This window comes from Macromonas bipunctata (assembly GCF_002837135.1).
GTDB lineage: Bacteria > Pseudomonadota > Gammaproteobacteria > Burkholderiales > Burkholderiaceae_C > Macromonas_A > Macromonas_A bipunctata.
The window spans coordinates 1-12,356 of the sequence record NZ_NWBQ01000112.1 but is presented as its reverse complement, the minus strand read 5'-3'; the positions used below and the strand labels follow the sequence as shown (position 1 = coordinate 12,356).

At 64.8% G+C, this 12,356-nt stretch carries 8 protein-coding genes and 2 tRNA genes; 6 read left to right on the top strand and 4 right to left on the bottom strand.

The window, feature by feature from the left end:
* Positions 1 to 15: 15 nt before the first annotated feature.
* From CON76_RS12610 to CON76_RS12595, 4 genes are all read right to left on the bottom strand, one after another.
* The gene (locus tag CON76_RS12610) at positions 16 to 2,652 is read right to left on the bottom strand and encodes a [protein-PII] uridylyltransferase (RefSeq protein WP_101103824.1); all 2,637 of its coding nucleotides are present in this window, start codon (positions 2,650 to 2,652) and stop codon (positions 16 to 18) included.
* 32 nt (positions 2,653 to 2,684) lie between these two features.
* Positions 2,685 to 3,506: a type I methionyl aminopeptidase gene (gene map / locus CON76_RS12605; protein ID WP_101103826.1), complete on the bottom strand. Its 822-nt coding sequence runs from the start codon at positions 3,504 to 3,506 to the stop codon at positions 2,685 to 2,687.
* Positions 3,507 to 3,524: 18 nt separating this feature from the next.
* Positions 3,525 to 3,601, bottom strand: a tRNA-Arg gene (locus CON76_RS12600).
* Positions 3,602 to 3,651: 50 nt separating this feature from the next.
* Positions 3,652 to 3,728, bottom strand: a tRNA-Pro gene (locus CON76_RS12595).
* Between the two features lie 254 nt (positions 3,729 to 3,982).
* On the opposite strand from CON76_RS12595, the gene rimP reads away from it, so the two are divergent.
* The 6 genes from rimP to typA are packed head-to-tail and all read left to right on the top strand — an operon-like array spanning position 3,983 to position 12,304.
* Positions 3,983 to 4,540 (top strand): ribosome maturation factor RimP, encoded by a 558-nt coding sequence (gene rimP / locus CON76_RS12590; RefSeq protein ID WP_169929067.1) that lies wholly within the window; start codon positions 3,983 to 3,985, stop codon positions 4,538 to 4,540.
* A gap of 52 nt (positions 4,541 to 4,592) precedes the next feature.
* Positions 4,593 to 6,092 (top strand): transcription termination factor NusA, encoded by a 1,500-nt coding sequence (gene nusA / locus CON76_RS12585; RefSeq protein WP_101103820.1) that lies wholly within the window; start codon positions 4,593 to 4,595, stop codon positions 6,090 to 6,092.
* Positions 6,093 to 6,121: 29 nt separating this feature from the next.
* A complete protein-coding gene (infB, locus tag CON76_RS12580) occupies positions 6,122 to 9,136 on the top strand; it encodes a translation initiation factor IF-2 (RefSeq protein ID WP_101103818.1) in 3,015 nt (1,004 codons plus the stop codon).
* Between the two features lie 11 nt (positions 9,137 to 9,147).
* Positions 9,148 to 9,522, top strand: coding sequence for a 30S ribosome-binding factor RbfA (gene rbfA, locus CON76_RS12575; RefSeq protein ID WP_101103816.1), 375 nt, complete (start codon positions 9,148 to 9,150; stop codon positions 9,520 to 9,522).
* A 2-nt stretch (positions 9,523 to 9,524) separates the two neighbouring features.
* Positions 9,525 to 10,478, top strand: coding sequence for a tRNA pseudouridine(55) synthase TruB (truB, locus tag CON76_RS12570; protein ID WP_101103814.1), 954 nt, complete (start codon positions 9,525 to 9,527; stop codon positions 10,476 to 10,478).
* Entirely contained in the window at positions 10,475 to 12,304 is a 1,830-nt protein-coding gene (gene typA, locus CON76_RS12565) for a translational GTPase TypA (RefSeq protein WP_101103812.1), read from the top strand. Before truB ends, typA begins: the two co-directional genes overlap by 4 nt.
* Positions 12,305 to 12,356: the final 52 nt, after the last annotated feature.

The following is a 12,356-nucleotide window of genomic DNA, read 5'->3' as shown; positions in this document are numbered from 1 at the left end:
GGTGAAATATCCGGGTTAGGCCACCACCTGCAGCAGCTCGGTCTCGATGGCCAGCTGGGTCTTGTCGTGGTGCAGCGCCGGGCTGCTGATGAGGAAGGTGTCCTCCACCCGCTCGCCCAGCGTGACGACCTTGGCCAGTTGCAGGTGGATCCTGTGCCGCGCCAGCACGTGGGCGATGCCGTACAGCAGGCCGGGGCGATCGCAGGCCGAGATGGTCAACACCCAGCGCTGCTTGCGCTCGTCGGGCTGCAAATCCACCCGGGGCGTGATCGGGAAGCTCTTGACGCGGCGCGATGGCCGACCGCTGCGGCGCGGTGCGGGCAGTGGGCCGCGCTCCTCCACCGTGCGCGTGAGCTCGCTTTCCACCAGCCCGATCAGCTCGCGGTAGTGCTCGGACAGGGTGGCCGTGACGACTTGGAACGTGTCCAGCGCATTGCCTTCCAGCGTGGTGTGGATCTTGGCGTCCAGGATGCTGAAGCCCGCGTGGTCAAAATAGCCACAGATGCGGGCAAACAGGTCGTCCTGGTCGGGCGCATACACCAGCACCTGCAGCCCTTCGATGTCGGGCGACAGCCGCGCGCGCACCACGGTGGTGGACGCTGGCACCGCACTGCGCAGGCTGTGCTTGCCCGCCAGCCAGCGCGAGAGCTGGCGCGTGTGCCAGGCGATCTCGTCGGCCGGATGGCGCGTGAAGTAGCCCACGTCCAGCTGCGACCACAGTTTCTCGTGTGCCAGATGGGGCAGGGCGTGCAACGCCAGCATCTTGAGGGCGTCGCGCTTGCGCGCCTCGATCACGGTGTCGGGATCGGGCGCGTGGCCACCCAGCACGCGCAGGGTGTAGCGGTACAGGTCTTCCAGCAAGCGGCCCTTCCAGGCACTCCAGACCTTGGGGCCGGTGCCCCGGATGTCGGCCACCGTCAGCAGGTACAGGCCGGTCAGGTAGCGTTCGTTGCGCACCTTGGCGGCAAAGGCGGTGATGACTTCGGGGTCGCTCAAGTCCTGCTTTTGCGCCACGCTGCTCATGGTCAGGTGCTCGGACACCAGGAACACGATCAGCTCGGTGTCCTCGTCACCAATGCCGTGCTCCTGGCAGAACACGCGCACATCGCTGGCGCCCAGGGCCGAGTGGTCACCGCCCCGGCCCTTGGCGATGTCGTGGAACAGCGCCGCCACGTACAGCACCCAGGGCCGCGTCCAGCCAGCCGCCAGCTGGGAGCAGAACGGGTACTCGTGCGAGTGCTCGGGGATGAAGAAGCAGCGCACGTTGCGCAGCACCATCAGGATGTGCTGGTCTACGGTGTAGACGTGGAACAGGTCGTGCTGCATCTGGCCCACGATGTGGCGGAACACCCACAGGTAGCGCCCCAGCACCGAGGTCTGGTTCATCAGGCGCAGCGCGTGCGTCACGCCGTCGGGCTGCTGCAGGATCTGCAGGAACGTGGCGTGGTTGACCGGATCGCTGCGGAACGACGCGTTCATCAGCGGGCGCGCGTTGTAGAGCGCACGCAGCGTGCGCGTGGACAGGCCCTTGATGCCCAGCGTGCGCTGGTACAGCAGGAAGGTTTCGAGGATGGCGTGTGGCTGCTCGGTGTAGAGGTCGTCCGACGCCACTTCCAGCATGCCGTCCTTGTCCAGAAAACGTGCGTTGATGGCACGCATGGCGGCCGGCACGTGCGCGGTCTGGGCCTGCAGCTGGTCGCGGATGTTGAGCAGGAAGATCTGGCTCAGCTGCGTCACCGCCTTGGCGGCCCAGTAGTAGCGCCGCATCAGCATCTCGCTGGGGCGGCGGCCCTGCTGCGAGCACGTCAGGCCAAACGACTGCGCCAGGCCGGTCTGCACGTCGAACACCAGGCGGTCCTCGCGCCGGTGCGCCAGCAGGTGCAGGCGGGCGCGCAGCAGGCTCAGCAGCGCCTCGTTGACCTTGATCCGGCGGGCCTCGCGCGCGGTGGCCAGGCCCTTACGCGCCAGTTCGTCCCAGCTGCTGCCCAGGCCCGCCGCCTTGGCCACCCACAGGATGGTCTGCAAGTCGCGCAGCCCGCCGGGCGATTCCTTGCAGTTGGGCTCCAGCGCGTAGGGCGTGTCCTCGTGCTTGTGGTGGCGCTGGCGCAGCTCCAGCGACTTGCCCATGAAGAAGGCGTGCGGATCGAGCGCCGCCTGCAGCCGCGCCACCAGGTGCGCAAACGCTGCCGCATTGCCCTGCAGCAGGCGGCACTCCAGCAACGCGGTCTGCACCGTCAGATCCTTGGCCGCTTCGTCCAGGCATTCTTGCGGCGTGCGCACGCTGGGGGCGATTTCCAGCCCGATGTCCCAGCAGGCGCCGATGAAGGCTTCCACCCGCTCCTTGAGCCCGGCGTCCTGCTCCAGCACCGTGCCCTCGGGCAGCAGCACCAGCAGATCAACATCGGAACACGGAAACAGCTCGGCCCGGCCATAGCCCCCCACCGCCAGCAGCGACACGGCAGGCGGCAGGTCGGCCTGCTGCCACAGGTCGCACAGCACCTGGTCGGCCACGTGCGCCAGCGCGCGCAGATGCACCTGCACCGTGCGCGACGACAGCCGCAGCGCCGCCATGTCGCGCTGGATGGCGGCCTTGCCATCGCGCAGCCGCTGGCGCAGGGTTTGCAGAACTTCGGGCGTCAAACGGTGTGCCATGTGGCCTGCCTGGTGTTCTGCACCCGCTGCGTTCAGGGCAGGGCCGGGTGCGTGGTGGCAACGAAGGAGGGCACCGCTGGTGTGCCCGCCGAGACCGTCATGATCTCGTAGCCGGTTTCGGTCACGAGCACGGTGTGCTCCCATTGTGCCGACAGCGAGCGGTCCTTGGTCACGATGGTCCAGCCGTCGCCCATTTCCTTGATGTCGCGCTTGCCCGCGTTGATCATGGGCTCGATGGTCAGCGTCATGCCGGCCTGCAGCGTCATGCCGGTGCCGGGGCGGCCATAGTGCAGCACCTGCGGATCCTCGTGGAACTTCTGGCCAATCCCGTGGCCGCAGAACTCGCGCACCACCGAATAACCCGCCGCCTCGGCGTAACGCTGGATGGCGTAGCCAATATCGCCCAAGCGCGTGCCCGCCTTGACCAGCTCGATCCCTTTCCACATCGCTTCATAAGTCACCAGGCACAGGCGCTTGGCGGCGTTGGAGGCCTCGCCCACGATGAACATGCGGCTGGTGTCGCCGTGCCAGCCGTTCTTGATGACGGTGATGTCGATGTTGACGATGTCGCCTTTCTTGAGCGGCTTGTCGTTGGGGATGCCGTGGCAGATGGCGTGGTTGACCGAGGTGCAGATGCTCTTGGGGTAGGGGTTGCTGCCCGACGGCGCGTAGTTGAGCGGTGCGGGAATGGCCTGCTGCACATCGACGATGTAGTCGTGCGCCAGCTTGTCCAGCGCGTTGGTGGTGACGCCGGGCTGCACGAACGGGGTGAGGTAGTCCAGCACTTCGGCCGCCAGCCGTCCGGCCAGGCGCATGCCCTCGATGCCTGCGTTGTCTTTGATGGTGACGGTCATGCTCATTCCCCGTGTGGATGGCCTGCCTGGAGAGACTCGAACTCCCGACCTGCTGCTTAGAAGGCAGCTGCTCTATCCAGTTGAGCTACAGGCAGAGTGTGAATGGAACAAAGGCCCAGCGAGTGGGCCTTTGTTTCTTGTGGTGTGGTCGGAGCGGCGGGATTCGAACTCGCGACCCTCTGCTCCCAAAGCAGATGCGCTACCAGGCTGCGCTACGCTCCGACGTAAGCCGTCTATTGTATGCCAATCCGGCCCCGCCATTGGTCGCACTGCAACAAAAAGCACAATGCCCGACAGGCGGCGCCTGGCCGCGTGGCGGACGGCGTTTTTTTGCCCCCGCTTGCCCCAGAAAAAAACACAAAAACCGGCGGGCAAGGTGTAAAATCAGGCTTTCACGACCAACTGGGCGGGTAATTACCGGCCCTTTTTTTTTGGCCGATTCACATTCGGCGCCTTCACTTACACAACAGCAATCGATGACTTGGCAGCAAACCGTTGAGCAAACCGTCACAGGTTTGGGGTATGACTTGGTGGATCTGGAATGGTCCGCGGGTGGTTTGTTACGGGTGACGATAGACCTGCCCTGGGACCCGGCACAGACCCAGGAGCAGTTTGTGAACGTGGAGGATTGCGAAAAAGTCACCCGCCAGCTCCAGTTCCTGCTGGAGGTGGAGAACGTGGACTACAAGCGGCTGGAGGTCGGCTCACCGGGCATAGACCGGCCGTTGCGCCACGAGAACGATTTCCTGCGCTTTGTCGGCGAGGTGATCGACATCACGCTCAAGGCCCCGATCGGCAGCAACGACGGGCAGGTCAATGCCACGCGCAAGAAATTCCGTGGCACGCTGGAGCGCCCCGAGAGCCAGGTTGGCTGGCAGCTGGTCTGGAGCGACGAGCCCGCGCGCAAGCCCGGGCAACGCGTCAGCAAGAAGGCCCAACCCGCGCCGGTGCAGGTGCTGGGCTTCACGCTCGATGAAATCCGGGACGCGCGCCTGGCGCCCCTGGTCAGCTTCAAAGGTCGGTCGGCCAAGTGACGGTACAACCCATTCAATTTAGAACAGCAAAAGTCGGAAAGGTGGCGAGCAAATGAATCGCGAAATGTTGATGTTGATCGAGGCGATCTCGCGTGAAAAGAACGTGGAACGCGATGTGGTGCTGGGTGCGGTGGAGTCCGCCCTGGCCTCGGCCACCAAGAAGCTGTACAAGGGCGAGGTGGACATCCGTGTGGCCGTCAACCCGGACAACGGCAGTTACGAGACCTACCGCCGCTGGCTGGTGGTGCCCGACGAGGCGGGCCTGCAAAACCCGGACGCCGAGGAGCTGATCTCCGACGTAATCGACGACGTGCCCGGCATCGAGGTCGGCCACTACATTGAAAAGCTGATCGACAGCGTGCCGATTGGCCGCATTGGCGCCATGGCGGCCAAGCAGGTGATCCTGCAGCGCATCCGCGACGCCGAGCGCGAGATGCTGCTCAACGATTTCATGTCGCGCGGCGACAAGATCTTTGTCGGCACCGTCAAGCGCATGGACAAGGGCGACGTGATCGTGGAAAGTGGCCGTGTGGAAGGCCGCCTCAAGCGCAGCGAGATGATCCCGAAGGAAAACTTCCGCAGCGGCGACCACGTGCGCGCCGTGATCATGGAGGTGGATCTGACGCTGCGCGGTGCGCCGATCCTGCTGTCGCGCTCGGCGCCGGAGTTCATGGTCGAGCTGTTCCGCCAGGAAGTGCCCGAGATCGAGCAAGGCCTGCTGGAGGTCAAGAACTGCGCCCGCGACCCGGGTTCGCGCGCCAAGATCGCGGTGCAGTCGCACGACAAGCGCATCGATCCGATTGGCACTTGCGTGGGCGTGCGCGGCTCGCGCGTCAATGGCGTGACGACCGAGCTGGCCGGCGAGCGCGTGGACATCGTGCTGTGGAGCGAGGATCCGGCCCAGTTCGTGATTGGCGCGCTGGCTCCGGCCAACGTGCAGTCGATCGTGGTGGACGAGGAGCGCCACGCAATGGACGTGGTGGTGGACGAGGAAAACCTGGCCATCGCGATTGGCCGTGGCGGCCAGAACGTGCGCCTGGCGTCCGACCTGACGGGCTGGAAGATCAACATCATGACGGCGGATGAATCGGCGCAGAAGCAGGCCGAGGAAGCCAACCACATCCGCGCGCTGTTCATCTCGCGCCTGGACGTGGATCAGGAAATCGCCGACATCCTGATCGCCGAAGGCTTCTCCAGCCTGGAGGAAGTGGCTTACGTACCGCTGCAGGAGATGCTGGAGATTGAGGCCTTTGATGAGGAAACCGTCAACGAGTTGCGCGCCCGCGCCAAGAATGCCCTGCTGACGCTGGAAATCGCCAAGGAAGAAAGCGTGGAAGAAGCCACGCAGGACCTGCGCGAGCTGTCCGGCCTGACCACCGACCTGATTGCCAAGTTGGCCGAGGCCGGTGTACACACCCGCGACGAGCTGGCCGACCTGGCCACCGACGAACTGACCGCCATCACGGGCCAGACGGCCGAGGACGCCACCGCACTGATTATGCAGGCACGCCAGCACTGGTTTGCCAACGATGCAGCCCAGGCGCAGACCTGATCATGGAGGCCTAACGGAGAACTATATTTATGTCGAATAACAATACAGTCGCACAATTTGCCGCCGAGCTCAACCGGCCTACCGCCACCTTGCTCGAACAGCTGTCCGCCGCCGGGCTGCACAAGCGCTCGGGCGACGACCCGCTGTCGGAAACCGACAAGCAAAAGCTGCTGAGCCACCTGCAGGCCAGCCACGGCACGCAGCCGACCGACCTCAAGAAGATCACGCTGGTGAAGAAATCCACCAGCGAGATCAAGCAGGCCGACGCCAGCGGCCGCGCCCGCACCATCCAGGTGGAAGTGCGCAAGAAGCGCACCTTCATCAAGCGCGAGGACGACGAGACCAGCGCCGACGATCGCGCAGCGGCCGCCGCTGCCCTGCAGGCCGAACAGCAGGCGGAGCAGGAGCGCCGCGAACTGGCCCGGCGCGAGGAAGAAGCGCGTCAGCAAGCCGAGCAGCTGCGCTTGCAGGAAGAAGCGTTGCACAAGCAGCGCCAGGAACGCGCCGAGCGTGAAGCGGCCGAAGCCGCCGCCGCACAAGCTGCCGCCCAGGCGGCGGCACAAGCCGCTGAACGAGAGAACCAAGCCCGACAACAAACCATGCAATCGCAAGCTGCCAACAGCCGTGCTGAAGCACAAGCCCGTGCCCGCGCCGAAGCGGCCCTGGCCAACCAGGCCTCCGCTTTGCGCAAGACCGCCCCGGCGGTGTCGCGTGCGCCAGCGCCTACCCAGGCCCCCACCGCAGCACCGGCACCTGCCGTAGACCTGCAGGCCGTGCAAGCCGCAGCCCAGGCCGCCAAGGCCCAGGCTGAACAGGAAGCCAAGGCACGCCAGGAAGCCGAAAAGGCCGCCGAAGCCCAGCGCGCGCTCGACCTTGACGCCCGCCGCCGCAAGGCCCTGGCCGAGGCCGAAGCCATCCGCGCCATGATGGCCGCACCCAAGAAGGTGCTGATCGCCAAGAAGCCCGAAGAAGCCAAGCCTGCGGTGGACGCCAAGGCCGGGCTCAAGGGCACGCTGCACAAGCCGGCCGCCACCGGCAAGCCGGGCCAACCGGCTGCGGGCGCTGCCGCTGGCGTTGCAGGCAAGAAGGAAGTCAAGTCCGAGAACCTGTCGTCCACCTGGAAAGACGACAGCGCCAAGAAAAAAGAGATCAAGACCCGTGGTGCCGACGGTGGCAACAACCGCGGCAACAGCAACTGGCGCGCTGGCCCCAAGGGCGGCGGTCGCCGGGGTGGCCGCGACGATCGCCACCAGCAGCATTCCAGCTTTGTGGCACCGGTGGAAACCAAGGTCATAGAGGTGCACGTGCCCGAGACCATCACCGTGGGCGAACTGGCGCACAAGATGAGCCTGAAGTCGTCCGAGGTCATCAAGCAGCTGATGAAGCTGGGCCAGATGGTCACCATCAACCAGCCGCTGGATCAGGACACCGCCATGATCGTGGTGGAAGAGCTGGGCCACAAGGCCGTGGTGGCGGCGCTGGACGATCCGGAGGCCTTCACCGAAGAAGAAGCGATGGCGCACCAGGCCGAGGCATTGCCGCGCGCCCCGGTGGTCACCGTCATGGGCCACGTCGACCACGGCAAGACCTCGCTGCTGGACTACATCCGCCGCGCCAAGGTGGCCGCGGGCGAAGCCGGTGGCATCACGCAGCACATCGGTGCCTACCACGTGGACACCCCGCGCGGCATGGTCACCTTCCTTGACACCCCGGGCCACGAAGCCTTTACCGCCATGCGCGCCCGTGGTGCCCAGGCCACCGACATCGTGATCCTGGTCTGTGCCGCCGACGACGGCGTGATGCCGCAGACCAAGGAAGCCATCAAGCACGCCAAGGCCGCTGGGGTACCGATCGTGGTGGCCATGACCAAGGCCGACAAGCCCGATGCCAACATCGAGCGCGTCAAGTCCGAACTGGTGGGCGAAGAGGTGGTGCCGGAAGAATTCGGTGGCGAGTCGCCCTTTGTGGCCGTGTCCTCCAAGACCGGCATGGGTGTGGACGAGCTGCTGGAGCAGGTGCTGCTGCAAGCCGAGGTGCTGGAACTCAAGGCACCGGTGGAAGCCAATGCCAAGGGTCTGGTGATCGAGGCGCGCCTGGACAAGGGCCGTGGCTCCGTGGCCACCGTGCTGGTGCAGTCCGGCACCCTCAAGGTGGGCGATGTGGTGCTGGTGGGCCAGACCTCGGGTCGCGTGCGCGCCATGCTGGACGAGAACGGCAAGCCGATCAAGGAAGCCGGGCCGTCGATTCCGGTCGAGATCCAGGGCCTGTCGGAAGTGCCGCAAGCCGGTGACGACTTCATGGTCATGCCCGACGAGCGCCGCGCCCGCGAGATTGCCACTTACCGCGCTGGCAAGTTCCGCAACACCAAGCTGGCCAAGCAGCAAGCCGCCAAGCTCGAGAACATGTTCTCCGACATGTCCGCAGGCGAGGTCAAGACCCTGCCCATCATCGTCAAGGCCGACGTGCAAGGCTCGCAGGAGGCACTGGCCACTTCGCTGCTCAAGCTCTCCACCGAGGAAGTGCGCGTGCAGCTGGTGTACGCGGGCGTGGGTGGTATCAGCGAATCCGACATCAACCTGGCGATTGCGTCCAAGGGTATCGTCATTGGCTTCAACGTGCGTGCCGATGCCGGTGCGCGCAAGCTGGCCGAAGGCAACGACGTCGACATTCACTACTACAACATCATTTACGATGCGGTGGACGAGCTCAAGGCGGCCATGTCCGGCATGCTGGCGCCCGAGAAACGCGAGGAGATCATCGGTACCGCCCAGATCCGCACCGTGTTCGTGGCGACCAAGATCGGCACCGTGGCAGGCTGCATGGTCACCGACGGCCACGTCACCCGCAACGCGCATTTCCGCCTGCTGCGCGACAACGTGGTGATCTACACCGGCGAACTCGACTCCCTCAAGCGCATGAAGGACGACGTCAAGGAAGTCAAGGAAGGCTTCGAGTGCGGTATCAAGCTCAAGAACTACAACGACATCAAGGAAGGCGATGTCCTCGAACTGTTCGAGATCAAGGAAATCGCCCGCACCCTGTGACGCACTGAACCATGCCAGCCAAAAAATCCTCTGCGGTCAACCGCAGTTTCAAAGTGGCCGATCAGATCCAGCGCGATCTGACCGAACTCATCGCGCGCGAGTTGAAAGACCCGCGCGTGGGCATGGTGACGTTGCAGGCGGTGGAAGTCACACCCGATTACGCGCACGCCAAGGTCTTTTTCAGCGTGCTGACCGGTGAGCCCCAGGCCACCGAGCAGGCACTGAACCAGGCCGCTGGCTTCCTGCGAAACGGCTTGTTCAAACGCCTGCACATCCACACCGTGCCAACGCTGCATTTCCACTTCGACCGCACCACCGAGCGCGCGGCCGACATGAGCGCCTTGATTGCCAAGGCGGTCGCCGACCGCGCCAAGGACGAGGACTGAGCATGAACGCTGCCCCTCGTGTGCGGGTGCAGCGTCGCCCCGTGCATGGGGTGGTGCTGCTCGACAAACCCCTTGGACTGTCCAGCAACCAGGCCTTGCAAAAGGTCAAGTGGTTGCTGCGCGCGGAAAAAGCGGGCCACACCGGCACGCTCGACCCGCTGGCCACCGGCGTGCTGCCGCTGTGCTTTGGTGCCGCCACCAAGTTCAGCCAACTGCACCTGGACGCCGACAAGACCTACGACACCACATTGCGCCTTGGTATCACCACCAGCACCGGCGACGCCGAGGGTGAAATCACCGCCACCCAACCGGTGGCGTGCAGCGTGGGGCAAGTGGTGAAAGTGCTGGACCGCTTCACCGGCGTGATCCAGCAATTGCCGCCCATGCACAGCGCGCTGAAAAAAGACGGCAAGGCGCTCTACGAGTACGCCCGGGCCGGCATCGAGGTGGAACGTGCGCCGCGCACCGTCACCATCCACGAGCTGGAGCTGCTGGACTTGCACCTGCAAGACGACGCGCCCTGGCTGCGGCTGCGAGTGCGTTGCAGCAAAGGCACCTACATCCGCACCCTGGGGCAGGACATTGGTGCTGCGCTGGGCTGTGGTGCCCACCTGTCGGCGCTGCGGCGCACCGCCACCGGCGACTTTGGCCTGCAGCGTTGCCTGACGCTGGAACAGATCGAAGCCACGCCAGAGGCACAGCGCCTGGCGCTGCTGCTGCCAGCGGACGAGCTGCTGGCCGGACACACCCGCGTCACGCTCGACGCCGACAATGCGGGCCGCTTTCTGAGTGGCCTGCGCCGCCGTGGCCACTGGCCCGACGCCCCCCAGGTGGCCGTGTACGGCGACCGACCCGCCGCCTTGCTGGGCACCGCCCACGTGCAGGCGGGTGAACTGATCCCCGGGCGCTTGTTGAGCCCGATCGAAATTCAACAAATTCTGGAACTTCACACATGAGCACTCCCATTCGCAACATCGCGATCATCGCCCACGTTGACCACGGCAAGACCACCATGGTGGACCAACTGCTGCGCCAGTCGGGCACCTTTGCCGAACACGAAAAAGTCGTGGACACCGTGATGGACAACAACGCCATCGAACGCGAACGCGGCATCACCATCCTGGCCAAGAACTGCGCCGTGAGCTGGGAAGGTACCCACATCAACATCGTCGATACCCCGGGCCACGCGGACTTCGGCGGTGAGGTGGAGCGTGCGCTGTCGATGGTGGACGGCGTGGTGCTGCTGATCGACGCCCAAGAAGGCCCGATGCCGCAAACCCGCTTCGTGACCAAGAAGGCGCTCGCGCTGGGCCTCAAGCCCATCGTGGTCGTCAACAAGGTCGACAAGCCGGGCGCCAACCCCGACAAGGTGATCAACGCCGCCTTCGACCTGTTCGACAAGCTGGGCGCGACCGACGAGCAGCTGGACTTTCCGGTGGTGTACGCCTCGGGCATCAACGGCTGGACCTCGCTCGAAGAGGGCGCTCCGGGCGAGCAGTGGGGCCCCGACATGTCGGCTCTGTTCAACACCATCCTCAAGCACGTGCCGCCGCAAAAGGGTGACCCGACCGCGCCGCTGCAGCTGCAGATCTCCGCGCTGGACTTCTCGTCCTTTGTGGGCCGCATTGGCGTGGGCCGCATCAGCCAAGGCACCATCAAGCCCGGCATGGACGTGCTGGTGTGCGAAGGTGCAGACGGCAAGCGTCAAAAGGGCCGCATCAACCAAGTGCTGACGTTCCAGGGTCTAGACCGTATGCAGGCCACCGAAGCCGGGCCGGGCCACATTGTGCTGATCAACGGCATCGAGGACATCAACATCGGCGTGACCGTGACCGACCCGTCCAACCCGGCCCCGCTGCCCATGCTCAAGGTGGACGAACCCACCCTGACCATGAACTTCTGCGTCAACACCAGCCCGCTGGCGGGCCGCGAAGGCAAGTTCGTGACCAGCCGCCAAATTTGGGACCGTCTGCAAAAAGAGCTGCAACACAACGTGGCGTTGCGCGTGAGCGAAACCGACGAAGACGGCATCTTTGAAGTGTGTGGCCGTGGTGAACTGCACCTGACCATTCTGCTGGAAAACATGCGCCGCGAAGGCTACGAGCTGGCCGTGTCCAAGCCGCGCGTGATGTTCAAGGACATCGACGGCGTCAAGTGCGAGCCGATGGAGCTGGTGACCGCCGACGTGGAAGAAGAACACCAGGGCGGCGTGATGCAAGCCATGGGCCTGCGCAAGGGCGAGATGGTCAACATGGAACCCGATGGCCGTGGCCGCGTGCGCCTGGAATACCGCATCCCGGCGCGTGGCCTGATCGGCTTCTCCAACGAGTTCCTCAACCTGACCCGTGGCTCGGGCCTGATCGCTTCCATTTTCGACGGCTACGAAGCCCACAAGGGCGACATCGGTGGCCGCAAGAACGGTGTGCTGATCTCGATGGACGACGGTGAAATCTTCACCTACGCGCTGGGCAAGCTCGACGACCGTGGCCGCATGTTCGTCAAGGCCGGTGACCCGGTGTACGAAGGCATGATCATCGGCATCCACAGCCGCGACAACGACCTGATCGTCAACGCCACCCGCACCAAGCAACTGACCAACTTCCGCGTCAGTGGCAAGGAAGATGCGGTGAAGATCACGCCGCCGATTGACTTGACGCTGGAATACGGCGTGGACTTCATCGACGACGACGAGCTGGTCGAAATCACGCCCAAGAGCGTGCGCCTGCGCAAGCGTTTCCTCAAGGAACACGACCGCAAGCGCGCCAGCCGCGAAACCGCCTAACCCGGATATTTCACCATAGCCCGTAGAAATGAGGACGACATTGCCCTTGAAA

Bases quoted from the DNA above. Each gene is read 5' to 3' on its own strand.
- map (WP_101103826.1), bottom strand. From the start codon at position 3,506: ATGACCGTCACCATCAAAGACAACGCAGGCATCGAGGGCATGCGCCTG.
- truB (WP_101103814.1), top strand. From the start codon at position 9,525: ATGAACGCTGCCCCTCGTGTGCGGGTGCAGCGTCGCCCCGTGCATGGG.
- CON76_RS12610 (WP_101103824.1), bottom strand. From the start codon at position 2,652: ATGGCACACCGTTTGACGCCCGAAGTTCTGCAAACCCTGCGCCAGCGG.
- rbfA (WP_101103816.1), top strand. From the start codon at position 9,148: ATGCCAGCCAAAAAATCCTCTGCGGTCAACCGCAGTTTCAAAGTGGCC.
- rimP (WP_169929067.1), top strand. From the start codon at position 3,983: ATGACTTGGCAGCAAACCGTTGAGCAAACCGTCACAGGTTTGGGGTAT.
- nusA (WP_101103820.1), top strand. From the start codon at position 4,593: ATGAATCGCGAAATGTTGATGTTGATCGAGGCGATCTCGCGTGAAAAG.
- infB (WP_101103818.1), top strand. From the start codon at position 6,122: ATGTCGAATAACAATACAGTCGCACAATTTGCCGCCGAGCTCAACCGG.
- typA (WP_101103812.1), top strand. From the start codon at position 10,475: ATGAGCACTCCCATTCGCAACATCGCGATCATCGCCCACGTTGACCAC.